23 protein-coding genes are annotated in these 23055 nt (G+C 66.6%); 15 read left to right on the forward strand and 8 right to left on the reverse strand.

Features of this window, described 5'->3' with window-relative positions:
* Nucleotides 1-13: 13 nt before the first annotated feature.
* Complete coding sequence (locus tag AC1DFE_RS19880) at nucleotides 14-988, reverse strand: aldo/keto reductase (protein WP_476907583.1); 975 nt, start codon at nucleotides 986-988, stop codon at nucleotides 14-16.
* Between the two features lie 214 nt (nucleotides 989-1202).
* Complete coding sequence (locus tag AC1DFE_RS19885; RefSeq protein ID WP_476907584.1) at nucleotides 1203-2096, reverse strand: glucose 1-dehydrogenase; 894 nt, start codon at nucleotides 2094-2096, stop codon at nucleotides 1203-1205.
* 305 nt (nucleotides 2097-2401) lie between these two features.
* On the opposite strand from AC1DFE_RS19885, the gene AC1DFE_RS19890 reads away from it, so the two are divergent.
* Complete coding sequence (locus AC1DFE_RS19890; protein WP_476907585.1) at nucleotides 2402-2701, forward strand: DUF2630 family protein; 300 nt, start codon at nucleotides 2402-2404, stop codon at nucleotides 2699-2701.
* Nucleotides 2702-2905: 204 nt separating this feature from the next.
* Here the strand turns inward: AC1DFE_RS19890 and AC1DFE_RS19895 are convergent, their stop codons facing one another.
* Nucleotides 2906-3205: a hypothetical protein gene (locus AC1DFE_RS19895; protein ID WP_476907586.1), complete on the reverse strand. Its 300-nt coding sequence runs from the start codon at nucleotides 3203-3205 to the stop codon at nucleotides 2906-2908.
* Nucleotides 3206-3485: 280 nt separating this feature from the next.
* On the opposite strand from AC1DFE_RS19895, the gene AC1DFE_RS19900 reads away from it, so the two are divergent.
* The 3 genes from AC1DFE_RS19900 to AC1DFE_RS19910 all read left to right on the forward strand — a co-directional run bounded on the left by AC1DFE_RS19900 (nucleotide 3486) and on the right by AC1DFE_RS19910 (nucleotide 5764).
* Nucleotides 3486-4349, forward strand: a complete 864-nt coding sequence (locus AC1DFE_RS19900) for a pullulanase X25 domain-containing protein (RefSeq protein ID WP_476907587.1) — start codon at nucleotides 3486-3488, stop codon at nucleotides 4347-4349.
* 319 nt (nucleotides 4350-4668) lie between these two features.
* Nucleotides 4669-5391 carry a hypothetical protein gene (locus tag AC1DFE_RS19905; protein WP_476907588.1) on the forward strand — a complete coding sequence of 241 codons (723 nt, stop codon included), beginning with the start codon at nucleotides 4669-4671 and terminating at the stop codon, nucleotides 5389-5391.
* A gap of 70 nt (nucleotides 5392-5461) precedes the next feature.
* The gene (locus AC1DFE_RS19910) at nucleotides 5462-5764 is read left to right on the forward strand and encodes an acylphosphatase (RefSeq protein WP_476907589.1); all 303 of its coding nucleotides are present in this window, start codon (nucleotides 5462-5464) and stop codon (nucleotides 5762-5764) included.
* Between the two features lie 15 nt (nucleotides 5765-5779).
* On the opposite strand, the gene AC1DFE_RS19915 is transcribed toward AC1DFE_RS19910, so the two are convergent.
* Together AC1DFE_RS19915 and AC1DFE_RS19920 are read right to left on the reverse strand one after the other, a co-directional pair.
* Entirely contained in the window at nucleotides 5780-9583 is a 3804-nt protein-coding gene (locus AC1DFE_RS19915) for a TM0106 family RecB-like putative nuclease (RefSeq protein ID WP_476907590.1), read from the reverse strand.
* A gap of 152 nt (nucleotides 9584-9735) precedes the next feature.
* On the reverse strand, nucleotides 9736-10020 hold the full coding sequence (locus tag AC1DFE_RS19920; protein WP_476907591.1) for a DUF1540 domain-containing protein: 285 nt from the start codon (nucleotides 10018-10020) through the stop codon (nucleotides 9736-9738).
* Nucleotides 10021-10329: 309 nt separating this feature from the next.
* Between AC1DFE_RS19920 and fdhA the strand changes: the two genes are divergently transcribed.
* Together fdhA and AC1DFE_RS19930 are read left to right on the forward strand one after the other, a co-directional pair.
* Entirely contained in the window at nucleotides 10330-11541 is a 1212-nt protein-coding gene (gene fdhA / locus AC1DFE_RS19925; RefSeq protein ID WP_476907592.1) for a formaldehyde dehydrogenase, glutathione-independent, read from the forward strand.
* 132 nt (nucleotides 11542-11673) lie between these two features.
* Complete coding sequence (locus tag AC1DFE_RS19930; protein ID WP_476907593.1) at nucleotides 11674-11973, forward strand: hypothetical protein; 300 nt, start codon at nucleotides 11674-11676, stop codon at nucleotides 11971-11973.
* A 41-nt stretch (nucleotides 11974-12014) separates the two neighbouring features.
* On the opposite strand, the gene AC1DFE_RS19935 is transcribed toward AC1DFE_RS19930, so the two are convergent.
* Entirely contained in the window at nucleotides 12015-12752 is a 738-nt protein-coding gene (locus AC1DFE_RS19935; protein WP_476907594.1) for an HNH endonuclease family protein, read from the reverse strand.
* A 360-nt stretch (nucleotides 12753-13112) separates the two neighbouring features.
* Here AC1DFE_RS19935 and AC1DFE_RS19940 point away from each other — a divergent pair, with 360 nt between their 5' ends.
* Nucleotides 13113-13658 carry a YceI family protein gene (locus AC1DFE_RS19940; RefSeq protein ID WP_476907595.1) on the forward strand — a complete coding sequence of 182 codons (546 nt, stop codon included), beginning with the start codon at nucleotides 13113-13115 and terminating at the stop codon, nucleotides 13656-13658.
* Between the two features lie 46 nt (nucleotides 13659-13704).
* On the opposite strand, the gene AC1DFE_RS19945 is transcribed toward AC1DFE_RS19940, so the two are convergent.
* Nucleotides 13705-14436 (reverse strand): GntR family transcriptional regulator, encoded by a 732-nt coding sequence (locus AC1DFE_RS19945; RefSeq protein ID WP_476907596.1) that lies wholly within the window; start codon nucleotides 14434-14436, stop codon nucleotides 13705-13707.
* 151 nt (nucleotides 14437-14587) lie between these two features.
* Here AC1DFE_RS19945 and AC1DFE_RS19950 point away from each other — a divergent pair, with 151 nt between their 5' ends.
* The 7 genes from AC1DFE_RS19950 (at nucleotide 14588) to AC1DFE_RS19980 (ending at nucleotide 21819) form a co-directional block, all read left to right on the forward strand.
* Nucleotides 14588-16009: an MFS transporter gene (locus AC1DFE_RS19950; RefSeq protein WP_476907597.1), complete on the forward strand. Its 1422-nt coding sequence runs from the start codon at nucleotides 14588-14590 to the stop codon at nucleotides 16007-16009.
* Nucleotides 16006-17031 carry an L-idonate 5-dehydrogenase gene (locus tag AC1DFE_RS19955; protein ID WP_476907598.1) on the forward strand — a complete coding sequence of 342 codons (1026 nt, stop codon included), beginning with the start codon at nucleotides 16006-16008 and terminating at the stop codon, nucleotides 17029-17031. The genes AC1DFE_RS19950 and AC1DFE_RS19955 overlap by 4 nt, the downstream gene beginning before the upstream one ends.
* Nucleotides 17032-17124: 93 nt before the next feature.
* On the forward strand, nucleotides 17125-18336 hold the full coding sequence (gene manD / locus AC1DFE_RS19960; protein ID WP_476907599.1) for a D-mannonate dehydratase ManD: 1212 nt from the start codon (nucleotides 17125-17127) through the stop codon (nucleotides 18334-18336).
* 38 nt (nucleotides 18337-18374) lie between these two features.
* A complete protein-coding gene (locus AC1DFE_RS19965; RefSeq protein ID WP_476907626.1) occupies nucleotides 18375-19301 on the forward strand; it encodes a PfkB family carbohydrate kinase in 927 nt (308 codons plus the stop codon).
* A 137-nt stretch (nucleotides 19302-19438) separates the two neighbouring features.
* Nucleotides 19439-20824 (forward strand): mannitol dehydrogenase family protein, encoded by a 1386-nt coding sequence (locus AC1DFE_RS19970; RefSeq protein WP_476907600.1) that lies wholly within the window; start codon nucleotides 19439-19441, stop codon nucleotides 20822-20824.
* Nucleotides 20817-21521 (forward strand): bifunctional 4-hydroxy-2-oxoglutarate aldolase/2-dehydro-3-deoxy-phosphogluconate aldolase, encoded by a 705-nt coding sequence (gene eda, locus AC1DFE_RS19975; protein WP_476907601.1) that lies wholly within the window; start codon nucleotides 20817-20819, stop codon nucleotides 21519-21521. Before AC1DFE_RS19970 ends, eda begins: the two co-directional genes overlap by 8 nt.
* Nucleotides 21522-21621: 100 nt before the next feature.
* Entirely contained in the window at nucleotides 21622-21819 is a 198-nt protein-coding gene (locus AC1DFE_RS19980) for a hypothetical protein (protein WP_476907602.1), read from the forward strand.
* 54 nt (nucleotides 21820-21873) lie between these two features.
* Here the strand turns inward: AC1DFE_RS19980 and AC1DFE_RS19985 are convergent, their stop codons facing one another.
* Complete coding sequence (locus AC1DFE_RS19985; RefSeq protein WP_476907627.1) at nucleotides 21874-22629, reverse strand: ArsR/SmtB family transcription factor; 756 nt, start codon at nucleotides 22627-22629, stop codon at nucleotides 21874-21876.
* Between the two features lie 115 nt (nucleotides 22630-22744).
* On the opposite strand from AC1DFE_RS19985, the gene AC1DFE_RS19990 reads away from it, so the two are divergent.
* The gene (locus AC1DFE_RS19990; protein ID WP_476907603.1) at nucleotides 22745-23047 is read left to right on the forward strand and encodes a putative quinol monooxygenase; all 303 of its coding nucleotides are present in this window, start codon (nucleotides 22745-22747) and stop codon (nucleotides 23045-23047) included.
* The last annotated feature ends 8 nt before the right edge of the window (nucleotides 23048-23055 follow it).

A 23055-nucleotide genomic window follows, 5' to 3' on the forward strand; every position in this document is an offset into this window, starting at 1 on the left:
CAGGGGCCGGATTCTAGGTGTCGATCGTGTTCATGTGCGGGTAGCGCGCCCCCGCGGCAGCTCCGGCGGGGGCCAGTTCATCAAGGCGGGCAAGGTCCTCAGCTGAAAGCTCGACGTCGGCCGCGCCCAGGTTCTCTGCCAGTCGTTCGCGCCTCTTGGTGCCGGGAATGGGGACGATGTGCTCGCCCTGCGCGAGCAGCCAGGCCAGAGCAAGCTGCGCCGGACTGCACTGCTTCTCATCTGCGAGTTCCTTGACCCGGTCCACAAGCTGCAGGTTCCGGGTGAAGTTGTCGCCCTGGAAGCGGGGAGAGTGCCGCCGAAAATCGTCCTCGGCAAAGTCGTCCGGGCTGCGCAGTTGGCCGGTGAGGAAGCCCCGGCCCAGCGGGCTGTAGGGGACAAAGCCGATTCCCAGCTCGGCCAGCACGGGGAAAACCTTCGTCTCCGGCTCCCGCTCCCAGAGTGAATACTCCGTCTGCAATGCAGTTATCGGATGGACGGCGTGCGCCCTGCGGATGGTGTCACCGCTGGCCTCGGACAGCCCCAGATGGCGGACCTTACCGGCCTCGACGAGCTCCGCCATCGCTCCAACGGTGTCCTCGATCGGGACGGTCTTGTCCACCCGGTGCTGGTAGTAGAGGTCGATGTGGTCCACCCCCAGCCGCTGCAGGCTGGCATCGCAGGCGGACCGGACGTACTCGGGGCGGCCGTTGATCCCCACCCAGGAACCGTCCTCCCGCCGCTCGTTGCCGAACTTCGTGGCCACGAGCACGTCGGAGCGCCGGTCCGCGATGGCCCTGCCGACTAACAACTCGTTCGTGAACGGGCCGTACATGTCCGCGGTGTCCAGCAGGGTTCCCCCGGCGTCCAGGAAGGCGTGGATCGTGGCGATGGACTCGCTGTCGTCGCCGGTTCCGTAGAACTCGCTCATGCCCATGCAGCCGAGGCCGAGGGTGGAGACCGAAAGTGTGCCTAGTGTGCGGGATTCCATGGGGCTCTCCTCAGGTAGGTTGCGGGAGTGGCTCTGGGAGGTGCGGTGTAGTCGCCACTATAAGGCGAGTCGCTGCATTTTTGCTCCACTCTTTTTGTGCCGGAACGCTGTCCGCCCCCGGAAGTCCCGCATGCTGACGCGGATTTCCCAAGCTCGGGCGCCGGTGCCATTTTCCGAAAGTGGTGCAGAAATGCGCGGCGCAGCCCGGAAGCTGCTACGGCGTGGGGCTGCCGCCGTTGACGTTCAGGGTTTCGCCCACCACGAAGCTCGACTCCGCCGACGCCAGGAACACATAGGCCGGGGCGAGCTCCGCAGGCTGTCCCGCCCGGCCCAGAGGAGTGTCCTTGCCGAACTCGGGGAGAGCCTCCTTCGGCTGGCCGCTGCTGACCTGCAGGGGAGTCCAGATCGGCCCGGGAGCCACGGCGTTCACCCGGATGCCCTTCGGCGCCAGCTGCTGGGCCAGGCCCTTGGTGAAGTTGTTGATGCTCGCCTTCGTGGTGGCGTAGTCAATGAGCGTCGGCGACGGGTTGTAGGCCTGGATCGACGTGGTGTTGATGATCGTGGAGCCGGCCGGAAGGTGCGGCACCGCGGCCCTCGTGAGCCAGAACATGGCGTACACGTTGGTCTTCTGCGTGTGGTCGAACTGCTCGTCGGTGATGTCGCCGATGTCCTCCTGCGCCACCTGTTTGCCGGCGTTGTTCACGAGGAGGTCCAGCCCGCCCAGTTCCTGCAGTGCGGTGTCCACCAGTTTTTGGCAGGTTGCGGCGTCCTTGAGGTCGCCGGGCACTTTCACGGCTTTGCGGCCTGCCTTTTCAATCAGATTCGCGATCTTCGCGGCGTCTTCTTCCTCCTCAGGAAGGTAAGAGAGTACGACGTCGGCCCCTTCCCGGGCGAAAGCGATCGCCGTCGCTGCGCCGATGCCTGAGTCCGCACCAGTGATGATTGCCTTCCTGCCGTCGAGGCGTCCCGTGCCGCGATAGGTGTCCTCGCCGAGGTCGGCTTTGGGTTCAAGCTTGGCGTCCAGGCCGGGCTCGGGCTGGTGCTGCTTGGGCGGCTCGATGTGCCCGTAGGCGGTGACAGGATTCTTGAAGGTGTACTGGTCGGTCATGGTTCTCCTCCGGGGTGGCGTTGAACGCGGACAGGAACATCAGGCTCCGGGCGGTGCTGGCATCGGGGTAATGCTAAGCATGCTTACCGTCTACCCTAACGAGACGAGGTCGGTGCCGCCAGTGGTCAGTTGGTTGGACTAACAAAGGCGGACTGCTAAAGGCGGCCTGCAGTGAATGGTTGATGCTCACCCCTTCCGCGTACTGCATCGCCTGAATAGGCTGGCAGTCCCAGCCCGGCGGGCCGCGATTGCTAGCGGCGCTCCACAAAGGCAATCCGGGACGCGGCAATGAAGGAGTGTAGGCGATGGACAACCAGGATATTCTTCAGCGCATCCAGGCGCTGGTTGACGAAGAGCATCAGCTCCGCGATCCTGCGGCGTCGGTCTCGGCCAGCGGTTCCGGCGGGGGCGGCTCCGGAGAAAATGATTCCGACGAGGCTGTGGCTGAGCGGGATGAGCGACGAGCCCGCCTGCGGCAGGTGGAAGAGGCTCTGGACCAGTGCTGGGATCTGCTCCGCCAGCGCCGTGCAAAGGCGAAGGCGGGCGAGGATCCCAATGAGGCGGATGCCCGTCCCGTCAATGAGGTGGAAGGCTACGTGCAGTAGGAAAGCAGTTGCAGTGAAAAGCCCTGCGCAGGAAGAGGCGTGGCAGTAAGAGGCCTGGCCCTAAGAAGCCCGGCCCAGCAAGGAGGGCAGTGCCCTCAGTCCCTGCAGCACCAAAGGGCGGCCGCTGCCGGCCGGCGCCCTTCCGTATCGCCGGCGCCCTTTCCGAATCTGTCGGGTTGTGCTGCCGGCGGTTACTCCCAGTGGTTACTGTTCCTGACCGCTGTGCAGTCCGTCGTCGCTGCTGTCTGCGGAAGCTAAGTCGCCCGTGTCGTCGGAAAGGTCCATGTTGCCGCGGGCTTCCTCCATGGTCGGCCCGCCGGAGGGGACGCTGTAGCGCTCCGGGCGGATGCCGTGCGATTGCTCCTCGATGAGCGCCTGCTCTTCACTGAATCGGATGGCGTTGGCCTCATCACCGGCGTCGCCGGGAACGTCGTCGCGGAGCTTCGAAGGGTCCGGAACGATAAAGCCGTCTGCTTTGCTGCTGTGTTCACTCACTGAACTCATCCCTTCCGTTTTAATGTGTCGGTCTACATGGTAAGCCTACTTTCTATTCACGATGCCGGGAAATGACTCGATGAATGCCGGGAGATGACCCCGCGGATGGCTCGGGGAACGGTGTCCGGAAGCGGCTCTGCCGGCCCCCAAAAACCGAGACTTCAAGCTCAATTCGGGTGTAATCCCCGTCATAGTCGGTCACGACACACAATGTTTACCCGCGAAAGTCGCCAGATTCGCCCAGTCCTTGGCAAACTACTGTGGGAACAATCGCTCTGTAAGGGGAACCATGCGCAAGACTGCCGCCGAAAACACCAACATCCGCCTGAAGGCCGTGCTGGACGTTCTGGCAGAGGGGGTGTTGTCCGGTGAGTCGCAGAACGCCGGCGCCGTGCTGGCTGAAGCGCTCGTTCGGGTCCCGTTGAACGCCTACGAGGCTGAACTCCTCAGCGGGGGCATTCCCCGCGGCCACAAATCGCTGACCACCGCCACGGCCAAGCTGGTCAAGGCGGGCTGGCTGGTCAAGGGCCGCTCCGGCTGGACCATCACGGAGGACGGCCAGCGTGCAACGGTCGCTTTCGCGGATGCGGCCAGCTTCTCGGCAGCGCTCGACGCCGGCACTCCGGTCCCGGCCGGCACGCCCCTTCCGGTGGCCGCACCTGCCCAGCCGGCAGCCACGAGGGCCCCGGCAGCAAAGGCTGAGAAGGCGCCGTCCAAGGCAGCGAAGGTTGTGGACAAGGCCGCCAAGCTCATCGAGGACGCAGTTGCTCCTGTGGCCAAGGCCGTGCTGAAGAAGGCGGAGGCCGGCGCCGAAGCGCAGGCTCCGGCCGTCGAAAACTCCGCAGAGGGCATCGACCAGCCCGCTGCCGTGGCCGTGGCAGGCGACTTCAACACCCTGCTGGGCGCCCCGGAGAACTGGGCACCGCAGTACGACGAAGCGCAAATGCAGCTGGACGAACTGGATCAGCTGTGGAAGCTTTCGGCTGAAATCCCGGCTGGCCACTACACGTTCAAGATCGCCCTCAACCGTTCCTGGGATGAGAACTACGGCGCATTCGGCGCATTCGATGGTGCCAACCACGAACTGCACCACTCCGGCGGCCAGCTCACCATCCGCTACAACCACCAGACACGGGACATTACCGTCAACTGATACATCACCGTCAACTGATTCCGTTCAGTCCGAAGCCCCGCTGCAGCATGTTGCAGCGGGGCTTCGCTGTTCCCCAGCCGTTGGTCGGGGCTGAGCCGCCGCTGGTCGGGCCTGTCGGGACCCAGGTGCGCCGCCCCGTTCGCGGGACCTTCGGACCCGGTTGGTTATTGATGGCAACACTTTGGATGCGCTGCTCCCCGATCCCTTACCACTCGATGGACAAAAGCCCAGAATGGTGAGCACGTTCGCAACTCAAGGAGGAGCTTTGCGCTATTCAGGGACTTTGCGCTGTTCAGGGAACGTATCCGCGGCCGCGGTTGTGGCCACCGTCATTGCACTCGCCGGCTGCGGGGCGCCTGCCTCGCCCGGCAGGGGAGGGTCTGCGGCACCGACAACTGCAGCCGTCTCCTCGGATGCGGCCTCCGGAACGGGAAGCGGAACTGCCACGGCCACCGACAGTCCCGCGTCAGCCACTGCCACGCCGTCCGCTACGTTGCCTGAGGGCTGGAAGACGTTTACGACGTCGGACGGGACTTTGGCGTTCGATCTTCCGTCCGTGTGGACCGTCAGGGACCCTGCCGGACAGACGCCGCAGGGCGGCGGCGTGTTCGTGGAAATCCGAAACCCTGCGGGCAAGTCGCTGGCCACGCTGCGCACCAACATGGTGGTGGGTGCGGAATGCTTCAAGAAGCAGCCGTACGGCATGTACGACTCAGAACCGCTCCCGGCTTTGAAGCAGGCGGGCAGCACCCCGCGGTTCACGTTCGAGTCCTGGCAGGATGACACCGCCACCGATCCCGCCAGGATGACGGTGCTGGACTACGGCATCACTTCGGCGCCGGAACCGGCCGGACCCACGGCCTGCCCGATATTCCATTTCTTCAATTGGCCGCCAAGCGGTGCGATGTTCGGTGGCATCTACGACCCGTTCGACACCACGCCAGGAAACCCGCCGAACGTGGACACGCCTGAGGCGTACATGGGAACCCCCGAATACAAGAACATCCGCGCCATGATTACCTCGCTCCGTCCAGCGGGCTAGGTCCGGCGGCTCAGCCCAGTACCGCTGGTCGAGCGTGTGACACCGAGGCCGCCGGAGCTACATTGGTTCCATGACTGACTCGAACGCAGCCGACCCGGACAGCGTCCGCCTCACCGCACGGGTCACCGGAGCGGTCCAGGGCGTGGGCTTCCGGTACTGGACCGCCCGCAAGGCCGACGAGTTGGGGCTGACCGGTTCTGTGAGGAACGACGACGACGGTTCGGTCGCCGTCGTCGCCGAGGGACCGCAGCCGGACATTGTCGAATTCAGGCGTTGGCTTGGCTCATCCCAGGCTCCCGGCAGGGTGGCGCACGTCGACGAGAAGGTCTCCCCGGCCGAAGGCGGGTTCAGGAGCTTTCAGGTCGACGGCTGAGTTCGCCCGGCTGATTTAGCCCCGGCTGAGTTCCCCCGGGCTGAGACCCAGGAAGGCTCCGAGTTCCTCCAGTGCGAACGGCCGTGCCGGCATGTAGTTGGTGAGGTCGGGGGAGCGGACGATCACAGCCCGCCACTGGCCCCGCGAGACAGCCACGTTGATGCGGTTGCGGTTGAGCAGGAACTCGGCGCCGCGCGGTGCCTCGGCAATGGCCGAGCACGCCATGGAGACGAGCACCACCGGAGCTTCCTGGCCTTGGAACTTGTCTACCGTGCCCACCCGCACGTCGGACAGGCCTTCATGGTCCAAGGCGTGCCGGACGGCCTGCACCTGGGCGTTGTACGCAGCCACCACCAGGATGTCCTTGGCTTCCAGCCTGCGGACAGGCTCGTCCTTGCCCGGCGTCCACTTGAGCCCGATATGTTCGCGCGCCTGTCTGACTACCGCGGCCGCCTCTTCCGCCGAACTTGTGGTGTTGCCTGCGTGCTGCACCAGGACAGTTTCCACGCCCGGAGGCACGCCGTCGAGATGTCGCAGTGATGCCGCCGGTGCGGATTCCAGCCTGCCGTCGTAGCTGAGCGCCGACACCTTGCGGCACAGCTCAGGATGCATCCGCCAGGAATCGGCGAGGAAGTAGCCGAGCTCCGCGGGCATGGTGGCGTGCCCGGCTGAGAGCCAGCCGAGCGCCGACTCGTCGACCGGTTCGGGATGGGAGCCCTGGGTCACCTGGGGCAGCTGCTGCGGGTCGCCGAGCAGCAGGAGCCGCTTCGCCGACCTGGCCACGGCCAGCGTGTTGGCCAGCGAATACTGGCCGGCCTCGTCAATGACCAGAAGGTCCAGCGAACCAGCCGGCACGCATTTGCCGGTCATGGTCCAGGCCGTTCCGCCAACCAGGCAACCGCCGTCGGTGTCCAGGAGCCGGGCGATGTCCTCGTCGGCGATGCAGGTCCACGGAACGTCGTGCGGCTGCGCGAGTCTCTTGGCCACCACGCCGGGGTCCACGCCGGCCTTCGCAATCGCCGTGCAGAGCATGTTCTCGACGACGGCATGAGACTGCCCCACCACGCCAACCTTCCATCCGGCCCGCACAAGCCGGGCAATGACGTGGGAGCCCACGAACGTTTTGCCCGTTCCCGGAGGGCCCTGCACCGCGAGGTAGGACCGGTCAAGGTGCTCCAGCGCCCGGGTAATGGCGGACACGTAATCGGCGTGGCCGGCATCGTCGTTGCCGACTGCGGGGAGGCTCGGGAGGCTGGCCAGCCTGGGGGCGGTCCGGCGGAGGATGTCCACGCCGGGATGCTTGGGAAGATCTGGCAGCGAGGAACCGACCAGCTGCGCGAGCTCCGCCAATGCTGCCTCGATGCTGACGGTGGGAATGGGCCGGTCGTCCGTCAGCGCCATGGGCAGCTGAAAGTACGGCGGCACCCTGCCCGTGGACTTCTCCCTGATGGTGATGACGGTCCGGCCGGGCTGATCGGGATGATCCTCGACGCCCTCCACGAGAGTGCTGAAGATGCCGTCGCGGGAAGCGGGCGTGGCCGCTTCCCTGAGTGCTGCAGCCGAGGCAGCCGACGATTCGGCCGCACCAGCCGGCTGGCCGGGCGCGCGCCGCGGGGTCCGCCCGCCGTCGACCTCCCCGAGACCATCCGGCAGGGGGTCCTCGAACATCCGGAACCAGGTGGAACCGGGCTTGAATTCCGAGCCCTCGCTCATGATCCCGGTCAGCCGCAGGGTGCGGGACTCCGTCCGGGCGCGGGCGGGGGGCGGTGCCCAGTCCGACACCACTTCGGCCGCCTCCACGACGAACACGTTTCGCTGGTCCCGCCACCTGTCCACCTCGGATTCAAGGCGGTCGAAGTGCTCCCACCAGAACTGCTTGCGCTCCCGGCGGTGATAGCCGGTAGCCGCGGCGACGAGGGCCACGGCCTGCTCGTCCAGCGTCAGCTGGCGATCCTCTGGAATGGCGTCCAGGAACGCATGCAGGCTTGCCTCCTCCGGCGAAGGTTCCGCATCCAGTGGTGCGTCCGACGGCGGCTGGGAGCCGGCCGCTGTTTGCTCGCCGCCCGTCCCCGCGCCGACGGTCATTTCGGCGCTGGCCGTCCTCTCGGCGGCCACCGGCCCAACGTTGGCGCCGCCGGAAGCGCCGGCTCCCATTGGAGCACCGGATGCACCACCGCCGCGCAGCTGCAGCAGCCAGTCCCGCAGGCGCAGAGTGGAAAGGCAGTCGTACTGGTTGTAGTCGGAGATCGAGGCCAGGATGGCGGCCGCCTCCGCCTGAGTCTCCGGGCCGGCGTCGCGCGCCTCGCAGTAGGCGGCGTAGGCCACCACGGATGAACCGGCGTCCTTGACGTCCCCGGACCGCAGGTGGTCGCCCATGTACAGGGGCTCGAGCTTCTTGATGGAGTACGAGGCCTCGGAGATCCGGAGTGAATGCCGGACTGTGGCATAGAGGTCCACGAGGAGCCCGTCCCGCAGCCACGAATCCACCACGTCCTCCCCGGCCACATGGTTCAGCGACAGGTTGCGCAGGGCCGTTTTCTCGTAGGGTGCGTAGTGGTAGACGTGCATGTCCGGATACCTGGCCCGGCGTTCCTCCACGTAGGCCAGAAAGTCCAGGAACGCCTGCCGCTCGCCCGCGCGCGAATGCGCCCAGAACGGGCGGAAGACCGGTTCCTGACCGGGTGGATCAGTGGGCCGCGGTGCCTCAACCACGCCGAAGAGATACTCCAGCCCCCATTGGCCCGTGGCGGGATCCTGCCACAGGGGGTCGCCTTCGAAGTCGAAGAAGATGTCGCCGTCGCTCGGGGCAGGAATGGCGCCCAGCGCGTTGTCTGCCAGCACCCTGTACGTGACGGTGTGCGGCTGGCCCTCCTTCATGAAGGAGCGTGAACCGTCGGCTGCCTCCCGGCCGGTCTGCATCCTGGCCTGCTCCCGCAGGCGCCGCCGTGAACCCGTGGCCAGATGCAGCGGCAGGTCGGCAAGGGCGTCGATGGTGGTGATGCCATCCGCGACGAGCTTCTTCCGCTGGACGGAGGTCATGCCTGCCACCATCAGAAGGTCACGGTGCCGGGCCACCTGCTCGGCGCAGTAGTCGCATCTGCCGCAGTAGCTGACAGCGGGCTGTTGCCACGCCACGGGGGCTTCCGCGCTGCGGTGCGCCCCGGTGAGCGCACGGAATCGTGCCCGGCGTTCCCGGTACACGGGCAGCAAGTCGGCGAGCGAGTGCGAGCTGCGTTCCATGTTGCCGAGCACCAGAGTGACACGCGGGGCGGGGTCCAGCCCGAGGCTGATCAGTTGGTCGCCGTACGCCGTGAGTTGCAGCAGTGCCCCCACCTTGGCATGCCGCGCCAGCTTGGTGTCCCAAACCGCATAACGTTGGCCCTCCACACCAGGCAGCCCACACTCTTCCCGCACCAGGAAGTCCGCATAGCCGAGGAATTCGCCGTCGAAGAACGTCGCCTGGAAGACGACGTCGGCTCCGGTCCGAAGGGCGGCGGCGGTCTCCCTCGCCTTGTCCGCAAGGTCCGCCCGGTCGGTCGTTCCGCGGTCCACGCAGTAGACCCCCGTACCGCGCGACGAGTCCCAGGGGCCGAACTCGTGGATGAGGTCTGCCAGCACCTTGTGTTCGTGCAGGTCACCAAGCTTGCCGGCCCGTGCCTGCATCTCGTCGGCGGGGAAATCGGCTTTGGGGGAGCGGCCCAGCTTCTCGTCCAAAATCCGCAACGTGCGGTACTCGCACTCGCTGGCGGCCACGAGGTCGCTGGCTGAGAACACCAGGTCAGCCGGCGCTCCAGGTGTGGTTGGGTGGAGCAGGAACATGGGGCCTCCCCATTGGCAGCCTCGCTCCGGGACGGTTCCCGGTGCGCTAATTTGAATCTAGCAAGAGGCTGTGACAATCAAACCGCAGCGGCCGGGAGCTGCGCGAATGGGGGACCCTAGATGCCTGCGCAGGTCAGGTGACGCGCAACCGATTATGCGTGCGAGTAGGTGAGGCAGTCGGCGTTGTCCGGGCCGGGGCCCACGTGGACTTCTGATGCCTTGCACATGAGGTGGTCGTTATGGACGCATTCCCCCCGCTGGCAGGCGCCGACGCCGGCGAGGACCTTGGGCAGGCCGCCATGAATGCCGGTGTCGATGAAGGTGGCGCAGGAGGCGTGGTCTGTGGTGCCGCCAACCGTGATGGCTTCGGCGTTACATTCAGTGTGGTCGTTGAAGGAGCAGTTGGTGACGCTGCAATCGGCTACATGCGTGCTCATGGGGTTCCTCCATGGTTCCGGACGCCCGGTTTGGACGGCTCACTGTTCCCAACGTAGGCCCGACGGGCCCGATCAAAAAGACCCAAATGTGTTGCGTAATTGACGTAATTTGTGGGATCTGTGCCTCCCGCCCCCAGCCCCATAGACCGCGTCCGAACACAGTTCTAGACTGGCAGAACCCTCCACCTTGAAAGGCCCGACGGCGTCGTCCGGCCTATCAAGAGAATGCCCCGGAGGGCGCATCAGATCACTCATGTATTCACCGCCGACCCTTCATGGGGAAGGGTCCGTGACGCCAGGAGGAAAGAGATGGAAGGGAACAAAGCCGTTGCCTACAAGGGACCCGGCAAGGTGGAAGTCATCGATATCGATTACCCCACTTTTGAACTTAAGGACGGGCCGGGCGTAAACCCGGCCAATGTGGGGCGCCAGGTTCCCCACGGTGCAATCATCAAGACGGTGGCCACCAACATCTGCGGCTCGGACCAGCACATGGTCCGAGGACGGACCACGGCGCCGCCGGACCTCGTGCTGGGCCACGAAATCACCGGTGAAGTGGTGGAGGTGGGGCCCGGCGTCGAATTCATCAAGGTCGGCGATATCTGCTCGGTGCCCTTCAACATCTCGTGCGGCCGCTGCAGGAACTGCAAGGAACGCAAGACCGGTATCTGCCTCAACGTGAACCCGGACCGCCCGGGCAGCGCCTACGGCTACGTGGACATGGGCGGCTGGGTGGGCGGCCAGGCTAACTACGTCCTGGTGCCGTACGCGGACTGGAACCTGCTCAAGTTCCCTGACAAGGACAAGGCCATGGAGAAGATCCTGGACCTCGCCATGCTCTCGGACATCTTCCCCACTGGGTACCACGGTGCCGTATCGGCGGGGGTAGGCGTCGGTTCCACCGTATACGTCGCGGGTGCCGGTCCTGTTGGACTGGCAGCGGCGACGAGCGCGCATCTGCTGGGTGCCGCCGTCGTAATTGTGGGTGACATGAACAGTGACCGCCTGGCGCAGGCCCGCAGCTTCGGCTGCGAAACGGTGGACCTCACCAAGGGCGGGCCAGCGGAGCAGATCGAACAGATCCTTGGCGTGCCCGAGGTGGACTGCGGCGTGGATGCCGTGGGCTTCGAGGCGAAGGGCCACGGCCAGGGTGCGCAGGAGGCACCGGCGACTGTGCTGAATTCGCTGATGGACGTCGCGGCGGCCGGCGGCGCGCTGGGCATTCCTGGCCTGTACGTGACAGGCGATCCGGGCGGCATCGACGAGGCTGCCAAGAAGGGCTCGCTGAGCCTGAGCCTCGGCACGGGCTGGGCGAAGTCGCTCAGCTTCACCACAGGGCAGTGTCCGGTGATGAAGTACAACCGGCAGCTGATGATGGCCATCCTCAATGACCGCGTGCAGATCGCCAAGAACGTCAACGCGAAGCCGATCCTGCTGGAGGACGCACCGAAGGGGTACGCCGAGTTCGACGCCGGCGCCGCCACCAAGTACGTGCTGAATCCGAACGGATACCTCAGCTGACATAGCGATGAGTCAACGCGGGGACCGCGTGCCGCCCGGCCCTGAGGGCTGGGCAGCCCGCGGTCCCATTGCCGTCCTCGGGGAGTAGGGCCAGACTCGTGGAAGAACCAACCCAGGCGCAGGAGGAGATCCATGAACAGCCAGCCGGAAGAGACACCCCTGGAAGTGCCGGAGGTTGATGCGTTTGAGCAGCGCCAGCCGGCGGGCGGGGAGTACGCGGACGAAGAACAGCGCCCGTTGCCAGAGGACGTTCCCGAGGCGGACGCCCTGGAGCAGCGGACTCCGCTCAGGTCTAACGGCCAGCCCGCCGCCCCGGACCTCTCCGCGGAGGAAGCGGCCGAGGCCGATGCTATTGAGCAGGCCGCGGGCACGCCGGGCAGCGACGAGGACGACTACCCGTTCGCCGGGGAAGAGGAGCCGGAGCACGGCTGAGGGGCCCTGCGTCCGGGCTGCACCCTGGGCTATCCGGCCGGTTATTTGCTTCCGGCCACCGTGCCGCCGCACTGGGCCAGGACGGCGGCCATCGCGGTGCGTTCGGCCTGGGTCACCCACAGCTTGTACTTCGCCTTGACCGAAATCTGCCGGGCGACGTACGGGCAGCGGAAGGCCTTGCTGCCGGGGAGCCAGGTGGCGGCGTCGCCGTCGGACTTTTGCTGGTTGGCGGGGCCTGAAGCGGCCAGCAGGTTGAGGGGATCGTTGGCGAAGGCGGTCCGCTGTGCCTTGCTGAGGCGCTGGGCGCCCTTCTGCCACGCGTCGCTCAGGGCAACGACGTGGTCGATCTGGACTGCGCTGCTGGTTTTGTTGCCGCGGGTGAAAGCGATGGTGGTGGCGGTGTAGGGATCGGCGAGGGAGCCGTTCAGGACGATGCAGTTCTTCGTTCCGGGCTTGAAGGTTGTGCCTTTGAGGTCGCGTGCGAGGATGTCGTTGCGGGTGTCGCAGCCGTTGTGGTCCGTGTCCGACCAGGCGGGGCCGAATTCCTCCCGGTCGTAACCGGTTTTCGGGGCGCGCCCCTTGACGGGCAGGGTGGCGAGAAGGTCGGCGGCCTTGACGGCGTACCCGGGCGGGTTGCCGGCTGATGCGCCGGGAACAGCGTCCGACGACGGCTGCCGGGTGGCGCTGATGGCCCCGCCGCAGGCGGTGGTTGCCAGGATGGCGGCGGCAAGGGCGCAGGCTGCGAACCAGTTCCTTCGGCGGGGACGTGCTTCGTGCAAGGCGGTTTCTCCCGTGGCTGGTTGTCGATTCAACGATCGATGGTACTGGCCGGCGGGCGGAAGCTGGCGGTGCCACGCGGAGGACGTGCCCGAAACGCAGAGAGCCCCGCACTGCCTGGCGGCTTTGCGGGGCTACTCCTAGCGGCAGGTCCACCCCGGATGGGGGATACGCGGTGGGCCTGGTCCTAGGCTAGAGAAGTTTCCTGAAAATTGGCTAGGAGTTTGCGGGTTTGGCGCTGGACGCCTCTCCGGCGCATTCGTGCCCTCCCGTGAACCGACTGATCCTTGACTTCGCCGCCGGGCTAAACCAGTGTTGAAGTCGCACTGACCAGCAGGTTTTTCCTTCAAAGGAGATGCGTCATGACTCTTCCCGCAGGCCTGACTCCCGGCGTCTGGACACTCGATATGTCCCACAGTGAGATCGGGTTCAGCGTACGGCACGCCGGTATCAGTAAGGTCCGCGGCCGGTTCCGGGAAGCAACCGGCGAAGCCCATGTGCGGGACACCCTCGCCGATTCGTCACTCCACGCCACCGTGAGCACCGCCAGCTTCGATTCCGGTGACGCCAACCGTGATGCCCACGTGCAGGGGGCAGACTTCTTCGACGTCGCGGAATTCCCGGAGATGACGTTCAAGGGCACGCACCTCGAGGGCGACGGCGAGGACTACACGCTGACGGGCGACCTCACCATCAAGGGCATCACCAAGCCCGTCGAGTTGGAAGTTGAGTTCACCGGCGTCGCCGTCGACCCGTTCGGTGCCACCCGTGCGGGGTTCTCCGCCGAGGCCGACATCAGCCGCAAGGAGTTCGGCCTGACTTGGAACGCCGCCTTGGAAGCCGGCGGGCTCCTGGTCAGCGACAAGGTGAAGATCAACCTTGAGGCCGCGCTGGTGAAGCAGGGTTAAACCGCCGGGTTTCGACAGGCGCAACCAACGGACGGCAACCAGCGGACTACGAAAGCCGGGCGATGCTTCTCCGGACTGGGCGGGATGCTGTGCCGTCCGAGAAGAGCTCGGGTGATGATGCCTGGATGCGCTTAACGTCTTCGAAGACGCCGCGCAGGTGGAGCCGCAGTGAGCTGTCCGCTGCGGGGCGGTTGTTGGCTTCGAGCGCGTCCACCACGGCGGTGTGCTGTTCAATCAGCGTGGACACGGGCCGGGTGTCGATCAGGCTGAGCCGCCGCGCGCGGTCGAGGTGCGCTTTGGCCGAGTTGACCGCGGTCCATGCGGACTCGTGTCCTGCCAGGCGAAGGAGCGCGCGGTGGAAGTCCTCGTCGAGCCGGAAGAATTCTTCGACGTCGCTGGCGGCTTCCGCGCCGCGCTGTGCTGCCAGGATTTCGCGCAGCCCGGCCAGGGCGGCGGCGTCCACCACCGCGTCGTTGAGCGAGGCGCATTCAATGGCCTCGCGCACGAACTGGGCCTCAGCCACGCGGCCCAAGTCCACGAGCGAGACGAATGAACCGATCTGCGGGTACACCTGAACCAGGCCCTCCTCACGCAGCAGGATCAGGCTTTCGCGCACCGGTGTCCGGCTGACGCCGAGTTCCTGGGCGAGCTCGTTCTCGGACAGGGGCTCGCCCGGAGGAAGCTGCAGGGAGATGATGCGCCGCCGCAGCGTATCCAGTGTCTGGTCCCGCACGGAAAGCCGCGGTGACTGCCCTTTTTCGGGTTTTCCGGTTGCCATGCATCCAGTCTAGCGATCGTTGACAAACTAGAATGGTAGTGCTTGTATGGTAGTCAGTAAGAGGCCGCAGGGCAGCTCTTCTGTCCACCATCACGGCCACATCCAGGCAGAACTCTCCACCCCTTCTTCATCGCCTGCAAAGGAGCAACTGATGACCGAGAGCATCGCACCGCCCAACACCCCGACCGAAACGAGGACCACTCGCGACCTCGCGAGGGTCGCAGTCTCCGGCTGGCTGGGAACGGCCACGGAATTCATGGACTTCCAGCTCTACTCGCTGGCTGCGGCCATCGTCTTCAACAAGATCTTCTTCCCTGACGTGAGCCCGGTCGTTGGCCTCATCGCAGCGATGGCAACCTACGGCGTCGGCTACGTGGCCCGCCTGGTCGGTGCCGTGTACTTCGGCCGGATGGGTGACAGGATCGGCCGCAAGAAGGTCCTCTTTATCACCATCGCTCTGATGGGTGCTTCCACCACTCTCATCGGTGTGCTGCCCACCTATGCCATGGTCGGAATCTGGGCGCCGATCCTCCTCGTGGCCCTGCGCCTGATCCAGGGCTTCGGTGCTGGCGCCGAAATCGCCGGTGCCACCGTGATGCTGGCGGAATACGCCCCGGCCCGCCGCCGCGGCCTGATCTCCTCGCTCGTCTGCCTGGGCACCAACTCCGGCACCCTGGCCGCCTCCGCGCTCTGGGCCATCCTGGTGGCGGTACTCTCCGAGGACCAGCTGCTGACGTGGGGCTGGCGCCTGCCATTCCTGGCCAGTTTCCTGCTGATGATCTTCGCCATCTGGATCCGGCGCTCCCTCAAGGAGAGCCCGGTCTTCGAACAGCGTGAGGATGTCGTCGACGGCGTCGCCCTCGCTAGGCGCGACCTCGCCACGGAAGCACACACCGGCGAAGCAAGCGAAGCGAACCAGGCCACCCGGAAGCCCCAGTCCACCAGCACGATCGAAGCCGCTCTGCACCAGCGCAAGGGCAAGTCCTTCCTGATCGCCCTCGGCCTCCGCTTCGGACAGGCCGGCAACTCCGGGCTTATCCAGACGTTCCTCATCGGCTACCTCGCCACGGTCCTGCTCATGAACAAGTCCGTTGGCACCACGGCCATCATGATCGGCTCGATCCTCGGCTTCGCCACTATCCCGCTGATCGGCCTCCTGGGCGACCGCTTTGGCCGCAGGCCCCTGTACATCATCCTCAGCGCCATCACCGTTGTCTTCGCGATTCCCATGATGCTTATGGTCACCAGCGGCGACCCGACTCTCGTCACCGTCGCCGTCGTCGCCGGCCTGAACCTGGGCGTGCTGAGCCTCTTCTCGATGGAGAGCGTCACCATGGCCGAGTTCTTTGGAGCCCGCACCCGCTTTACCCAGCTCGCCCTGGCCAAGGAAATCGGCGGCATCCTCGCCACCGCCATCGGCCCGATCCTCGCCGCCACGCTGACCGCCGTTACCGGACACTGGTGGCCGCTGGCCGCCATGCTCATCGGCTACTCGCTCATCACCCTGGTAGCCGCCGTTGTGGGCCCCGAGGTCCGCGGCCGCGACATGGTCCGGCTGGAAGACGCAGCATGAAAGCAGTAGTTGTCCACGGCGCCAACGATCTCCGGATCGACGAACGCCCCGAGCCCGTCGCCGGGCCGGGGGAGGTTGTCCTCGACGTCGAATGGGGCGGGATCTGCGGCTCCGACCTTTCCTACTGGCGCCACGGCGCCTCCGGCACCGCGCAGCTGAAGTCCCCGCTCGTCCTCGGCCACGAGGTGGCCGGCCGCATCGCCCAACTGGGCGACGGCGTCGAAAACCTCGACGTCGGCCAGCCGGTCACCGTCCATCCCGCGGAACTCGTGGGGGACGGGATCATGCCCGAGCGGCTCAGTGGCCGGACCAACCTCTACCCGCAGATCCGGTACTTCGGATCCGCGGCTTTCGATCCGCACACCGACGGCGGGTTCAGCGAACGGAAGCTGGTCCGCGCGTCGCAGATCCGTCCGCTTCCCGACGGCGTGGACACCCTCCGCGGGGCACTTGCTGAACCGCTCGCCGTCGCCCTTCACGCCGTGGGCCGGGCGGGTTCGCTCGCCGGCCGCGACGTGCTGGTCAACGGCGCCGGGCCGATCGGCTCGCTGGTGATCGCGGCGGCCAAGTACGCGGGTGCGCGGACCGTCGTCGCCACGGACATCAACGAGGCGTCGCTGAAGATCGCTGCAGCTATGGGCGCGGACGAAGTCCGCAACCTCTCGGACGGCGCAACCCTGCCGGACGACGTCGAGCTCGTTTTCGAAGCGACCGGCATCCCCGCCGTGCTGGGCGGCATCCTCCGGGCAACCGCCCGCGGCGGCACCATCGTCCAGGTGGGGAACCTGCCCGGCGCCCCCGCCCCGGCCGCAATCGGGGACCTCGTGACCCGGGAAATCACGTGGATCGGCTCCTACCGGTTCGCTGACGAGATCACCGATGCGCTCAAGGCGATGTCCGAGGGCCTGGATGTCTCGCCCGTCATCACCCACAAGTTCGGCATCGACCAGGCCGCGGAAGCCATGCGGGTCTCCGCAGACCCGGCCGCCGGCAGCAGCAAGGTCATGCTCCGCCTCTCCTGACCCAACTGACTCGCAGTAGATGTCGTTTTGAGACCTCAAAACGACATCTACTGCCAGCTACTTGCAATACCGACACACAAAAGGACCCCACCAGTGAAGATCACCGACGCACGCGTAGTGGTTTCGTCGCCAGGACGGAATTACGTCACGCTCGTTATCGAAACCGAGGACGGGATTACCGGCATCGGCGACGCCACCCTCAACGGACGTGAACTGGCCGTGGCGTCCTACCTGTCCGAGCACCTGTGCCCGCTGCTGATCGGCCGCGATGCCCGCCGCATCGAGGACGCCTGGCAGTACTTCTACAAGGGTGCCTACTGGCGCCGCGGGCCGGTGACCATGACCGCGATCGCCGCGATCGACGTCGCACTTTGGGACATCAAGGGCAAGGCCGCCGGCATGCCGGTGTACGAGCTGCTGGGCGGCGCGGCCCGCGAGGGCGTCATGGTCTACGGCCACGCCAGCGGATCATCGCTGGAGGACCTCAGTGCCGACTTCCAGCACCACCTGGACCTCGGCTACAAGGCGATCCGGGCGCAGGCTGCGGTGCCGGGCCTGGAGAAGACCTACGGGATCGCTCCGGTGGACGGCAAGACCTACGAGCCCGCCAGCGGCAACATCCCGCAGGAGGACCTGTGGGAGACGACGGCGTACCTGGACTTTGCGCCGAAGATGATGGCCCACGTGCGGGAACAGTTCGGCTACGGCGTGCACGTCCTGCACGACGTGCACCACCGGCTGACGCCGATCGAGGCCGGCCGGCTGGGCGCCTCGCTGGAGCCGTTCCGCCCGTTCTGGATCGAGGATCCGACTCCGGCCGAGGACCAGTCCGCGTTCCGCCTGATCCGCCAGCACACCACCACGCCGATCGCGGTCGGCGAGGTGTTCAACTCGATCTGGGACTGCCAGCAGCTGATCGCCGAACGTTTGATTGATTACATCCGCACGTCGGTCTCGCACGCCGGCGGCATTACGCACCTGCGCCGCATTTTTTCGCTGGCGGACCTATACGGCGTCCGCTCGGGCTCGCACGGCGCGGGCGACCTTTCGCCGGTGTCCTTCGCCGCGGCGCTGCACGTGGACATGAGCATCCCCAACTTCGGCGTCCAGGAATACATGGGCCACCGCGACCCCGCGAACGAGGTGTTCAAGACCTCCTACACCTTCACCGACGGCTACATGCACCCCGGCGACGCCCCCGGCCTCGGCGTCCAGTTCGACGAGGAGGCGGCCGCCAAGTTCCCGTTCGACGCCAAGTACCTGCCCATCAACCGCCGCCTCGACGGGTCGGTGCATGACTGGTGAGTGACCTGACAAAGACACGGCCGTTCGACGTCGTCGCCATGGGGGAGATCCTCCTCGAGGTGGCCACGGACGTCCCGTTCGGGCACGGCGTTCCGGCGCAGCTCGGCATCTCCGGCGACGCGCTGAACGTCGCGGCGGCTGCCGCGGCGGCCGGTGCCCGCACCGCGCTGCTGGCAGTACTGCCCGACGACGACCTCGGCCAGGCGGTCGCCGCCAGAATCGCTGAACTCGGCATTTCCACCGGACTCCTGAAGTTCCGGCCCGGCCAGCAGGGCGTGTACCTGGTGCACTGCGACCCCGACGGGCAGCGCGAGTTCTCCTACGCGCGCAGCGGCAGTGTCGGCTCCACCCTGGGGCCGGACGACGTCGACCCGGACGTGTTTGCCGCAGCGGGAGCCGTGATCGCCGGCGGCATTGCCTGCGCCATCTCGGCCAGCTCGCGCGCCGCCGTCTTCAAAGCCGCCGGGGTGGCACGCCGCTTCGTCTTTGACCCCAACTACCGTCCGCGGCTCGCCTCCGTGGAGGACGCGACGGCGGCCCTGTTTGAGCTGGCGCCGAAGGCCTTCCTGGTGACGCCTTCGTTCCCGGGCGAGACGTCGGCCCTGCTGGCAACGTCCTCGCCTGCCGAGGCGGCAGGAAAGCTGCGCTCGCTGGGCACGGCCAACGTCGCGGTTACCTGCGGCGCCGAAGGAATCCAGCTGGAGAGCGACTCCGAGTCGGCCTGGATCGAAGCCATCCCCGCACCTGCCGTGGTGGACCAGACCGGGGCCGGCGACGCCTTCGTGGGCACGCTGACAGCACGGCTGGTACTCGGCGACAGCCTTGCCGAAGCAGCCCGGTACGGCGCGGCTGCGGCATCGCTCGTGGTGGGTGGCAAGGGCGGCACGGGCTTCATTCCGAGCTTCGAGCAGACCCGCGCCCACGCCCTGGGGACACCCGAAGGAGAGCTGTCATCGCACGCCTGAGCAGTGCAAACCTGAGCAGTGCCAACCTGAGCGCCGCCAACTCCGGCAACCCCGACTCGAGCAGTGCCAGCCACGGAAACGCGGCGGCAGCATTCCCGGGTGCCGCGCTCCGGGCCAGCGGCCTGAAACCCGGCATCGTGCACCTGGGCCTGGGCGCCTTCGCCCGCGCCCACACCGCCGTGTTCACCGAGAACGCCATGCTGGCCACCGGAGAAACCAGGTGGGGGATCACGGGTGTTACCCAGCGCTCGGACACCGTGGCGCGGCAGCTCGCCCCGCAGGACGGGCTGTTCACCGTGGCCGAACGGGGCGAAGGCGCGGCACCGCTACGCGTGGTGTCGAGCATCGTGGACGCCATCTCGGGACGGGACAACCCGGCCGCCGTGGTTGACCGGATCGCCGCGCCCCAGACACTGGTGGTCACGCTGACCATCACGGAGAAGGGCTACCGGATTGATCCCCGCACCGGATCCCTCAACACAGCAGATGAGGAAGTCCGGGAGGACCTCGAGGGCCGTGCCCCGCTCACGGCCATCGGGCAGATCACCCGGGGCCTGCAGCAGCGTTCGCGCACCGGCTGCGGCCCGCTCACCGTGGTCTCGTGCGACAACCTACCCGGCAACGGCGAACTCACTGGCAAGCTGGTCCGTGCCTTCGCGGCCGCACTGCCGGAGGCTGAAGCCGAACCGTTCGCCGCGTGGCTGGACGCCAATGTCACCTTCCCCAGCACCATGGTGGACCGGATGGTACCGGCCACGACGGCGGGCGACCTGGACGCCGTCGAACGTGAACTGGGGCTGCGGGACGAGGCCGCCGTGGTGGCTGAGCCGTTCATGCAGTGGGTCATCGAGGACAACTTCGCCGCGGGCCGGCCGCGCTGGGAAGAGGCCGGCGCCCTGTTCAGCAGCGACGTTGGGGCCTGGGAGGCGGCGAAACTGCGGCTGCTCAACGCGAGCCACTCGCTGCTGGCCTATCTCGGCCTGGCCGCGGGCAAGGAGACCATCAGCGACGCCGTGGCCGAGGACGCGTTCTTCACTGCCGCCCGGCGCATGATGGCCGAGGACGTCCTGCCCACCATCAAGCTCCCGGAGGGGCTCGACGCGGATGGGTACTGCGCCCAGGTGCTGGCCCGTTTCGCCAACCCCGCGCTCGGCCACACCACGGCCAAGGTGGGCAGCGACGGTTCACAGAAGATCGGCCTGCGCCTGCTCAGTACCGTACGCGGAAACCTCGACGCCGGCCGCTCACCGCGGTGGGCGGCGCTCGCCGTCGCAGCGTGGATGCGGCATGTGGCCAGCACTTCCGTGGACCAGCTAAACGACCCCCTGGCCGCCGAACTGCACGCGGCACTGCCCGCGTCCCGGTCTGCGGCCGACGTCGTCCCCGCCCTGCTGGGCTGCCGCAGCGTCTTCGATAGCGAACTCGCGGAGCACGCCGGGTTCGCAGGCCTCCTCATCCACTGGTACAGCATTATCGACACGCACGGGCTGGACGGCCTGAGAAAAGAGATCAACCATGGCTGACGCCACCAGCGTTTTGAACGTCTCCCCGGTCATCCCCGTGGTGACCATCGAGGACCCGCAGTATGCGGTTCCGGTCGCCCGGGCACTGGCCGACGGCGGCGTCCGGATTATCGAGCTCACGCTGCGGACGGACACGGCGCTCACCTCGCTGAAGGCCATCGCCAACGAGGTACCGGACATCCTGGTGGGTGCCGGCACCATCCTCACTCCCGGCCAGGCCGACGCCGCCGTTGCCGCGGGCGCGCAGTTCCTCGTGAGCCCCGGCGTGACGCCGTCGCTGCTGGACCACATGCTCTCGCTCGGGGTTCCGGTGCTTCCGGGCGTGGCCACGGTGGGCGAGGTGATGGCGGTGCTGGAGCGCGGGCTGGACACGATGAAGTTCTTCCCGGCCGGGCCCGCCGGCGGTCCTGCCTACCTGGCGGCCATTGGGGCGCCCATCCCGCAGGTGACGTTCTGCCCGACGGGAGGCATCAGCCTTTTCACGGCGCCGGAGTACCTCAAGCTGCCCAACGTCAGCTGCGTCGGAGGCAGTTGGCTCACGCCGCGCGCCGCCGTCGAAAGCGGGGACTGGCAGCAGATCACCGAACTGGCGCGGGGAGCGGCAGCGCTCCCCACCAACCCCCTAAGCTCGCAAGCTCACTCAGGGAACCCGGTTGGCGTGGGCCCGGCTCAAGCACCGGGTGCGGCGGACTGCTGAATTGACCATGGATCTGCCTCAGGGACACGCGTAGAGTCGGGAAAGACCGGACCAAAACCCGGTCGCAGCCTGAACAGACGCACAACCAAAGGAGTTCATCATGAACTTGGGCAATATGATCAGGAATGCCGCAGGACGACTCTCCGGACGGACCACGCACGGAACCACCGGAGGATATTCGAGGGGATACACGCGGGGCACCAGGCCCTACACCACGGGACGGACCCCTTCCATGGGCCGCGGCCGCACCGCCGAAGGAATCGGCGACAAGATCCGCCACTTCCTCCACAGGCACTGACGCTGAAGGACCCGCCGCTGTTGGTGGCTGTCCTCCCAACTGCAGGGGCGGCGCTCAGCCGTACATCAGGGAGCCCGGCGTGGTGAGCTTTTCCCCGGTCTCGAGCCAGGTCTTCAGGCCGGAGAGGATCATCGGCCAGCCGCCGTAGAGCTGTTCGTTGGCGCCTTCGCGGAGCTGATCGTGGGTCACGGTGAGATGGCATGAGTCGTCACCGACGGGCTCGATTTCCCAAGTGACCCGCGAAGTGCCCTCTGCCTTGACGTCCTCGCCCCAGAGCGCGCGCATGGTCTGCACCAGCCGGCGCGGGGGATCGACCTCGAGGTTCTCGCCCTCGCCCAGCAGGTCCCCGGCTTTGGGATTGCCCATCTCGAAGCGGGAGCCCGGAGTCCAGTCCGACTTCAGCGTGTTCCCGAACTGGTACTTGCTGCGGATGTCGCTGTCAGTGATGGCTTCCCAGAGCCGTTCCGGAGTGGTCTTGATGTAGATTTCGAAGATCTTTTCCATCGGACTTTCCAATCGGGTCTTGAGGTCGCTAAGCGCAGCGGCCCATGGTTCTGCGTATTTGCTCACCCAGCGGTCGTGGACGAGCCTGATGGGCACCGGATTGAGGAAGTGCAGTTTCTCGCGGCCGTGGCGCCGGGTCACCACGAGGCCCGCCTCTTCCAGGATCTTCAGGTGCTTCATGACGCCGAAACGGGTGATCTCGAACCGCGACTCCAGTGCGCTTAGGGTCTGGCCGTCCTCGCTGAAGAGTGCGTCCAGCAGATCCCTGCGGATGGGGTCGGCGAGTGCCTTGAATACGGCGTCCACACGGCTAGGATAGGTGACCATTTGGTCACATGTCAATGGTCCGTTGGCGCCGCAGCTGTCCTGACACCCCGGAGCATCCGGGCCCCGCGGACCGGCGTCCCGCTAGGGTTGGGCCATGACTTTTGCGAATGTGGGAACGCTCGGTGCTGTCCCCGGGAAGCGCGACGAGTTGGTGCGCCACCTGACTCAGCGCAGCGGGACCCTCCGGCAGATCGGCTGCCTTGCTTACGAGGTTGGAGTGAACGACGACGACCCCGACACCGTGTTTGTCGTGGAGCTGTGGGAGAGCGAGGAGGCGCATCAGTCTTCCCTCGCGTTGCCCGAGGTCCAGGCGTCCATCATCGCCGCACGCCCGCTACTGTCCGGTACGTTCGGAGGGTTTCGATTCCACGTTGTGGGGTCGCCGCTGCGCGACTGAGGTGAACG

The sequence above is a fragment of the Arthrobacter sp. 05T423 genome (assembly GCF_056396245.1).

Bases quoted from the DNA above. Each gene is read 5' to 3' on its own strand.
- AC1DFE_RS19880 (WP_476907583.1), bottom strand. From the start codon at position 988: ATGGAATCCCGCACACTAGGCACACTTTCGGTCTCCACCCTCGGCCTC.
- AC1DFE_RS19885 (WP_476907584.1), bottom strand. From the start codon at position 2,096: ATGACCGACCAGTACACCTTCAAGAATCCTGTCACCGCCTACGGGCAC.
- AC1DFE_RS19890 (WP_476907585.1), top strand. From the start codon at position 2,402: ATGGACAACCAGGATATTCTTCAGCGCATCCAGGCGCTGGTTGACGAA.
- AC1DFE_RS19895 (WP_476907586.1), bottom strand. From the start codon at position 3,205: ATGAGTTCAGTGAGTGAACACAGCAGCAAAGCAGACGGCTTTATCGTT.
- AC1DFE_RS19900 (WP_476907587.1), top strand. From the start codon at position 3,486: ATGCGCAAGACTGCCGCCGAAAACACCAACATCCGCCTGAAGGCCGTG.
- AC1DFE_RS19910 (WP_476907589.1), top strand. From the start codon at position 5,462: ATGACTGACTCGAACGCAGCCGACCCGGACAGCGTCCGCCTCACCGCA.
- AC1DFE_RS19915 (WP_476907590.1), bottom strand. From the start codon at position 9,583: ATGTTCCTGCTCCACCCAACCACACCTGGAGCGCCGGCTGACCTGGTG.
- AC1DFE_RS19920 (WP_476907591.1), bottom strand. From the start codon at position 10,020: ATGAGCACGCATGTAGCCGATTGCAGCGTCACCAACTGCTCCTTCAAC.
- fdhA (WP_476907592.1), top strand. From the start codon at position 10,330: ATGGAAGGGAACAAAGCCGTTGCCTACAAGGGACCCGGCAAGGTGGAA.
- AC1DFE_RS19930 (WP_476907593.1), top strand. From the start codon at position 11,674: ATGAACAGCCAGCCGGAAGAGACACCCCTGGAAGTGCCGGAGGTTGAT.
- AC1DFE_RS19940 (WP_476907595.1), top strand. From the start codon at position 13,113: ATGACTCTTCCCGCAGGCCTGACTCCCGGCGTCTGGACACTCGATATG.
- AC1DFE_RS19945 (WP_476907596.1), bottom strand. From the start codon at position 14,436: ATGGCAACCGGAAAACCCGAAAAAGGGCAGTCACCGCGGCTTTCCGTG.
- AC1DFE_RS19950 (WP_476907597.1), top strand. From the start codon at position 14,588: ATGACCGAGAGCATCGCACCGCCCAACACCCCGACCGAAACGAGGACC.
- AC1DFE_RS19955 (WP_476907598.1), top strand. From the start codon at position 16,006: ATGAAAGCAGTAGTTGTCCACGGCGCCAACGATCTCCGGATCGACGAA.
- AC1DFE_RS19965 (WP_476907626.1), top strand. From the start codon at position 18,375: ATGGGGGAGATCCTCCTCGAGGTGGCCACGGACGTCCCGTTCGGGCAC.
- eda (WP_476907601.1), top strand. From the start codon at position 20,817: ATGGCTGACGCCACCAGCGTTTTGAACGTCTCCCCGGTCATCCCCGTG.
- AC1DFE_RS19980 (WP_476907602.1), top strand. From the start codon at position 21,622: ATGAACTTGGGCAATATGATCAGGAATGCCGCAGGACGACTCTCCGGA.
- AC1DFE_RS19990 (WP_476907603.1), top strand. From the start codon at position 22,745: ATGACTTTTGCGAATGTGGGAACGCTCGGTGCTGTCCCCGGGAAGCGC.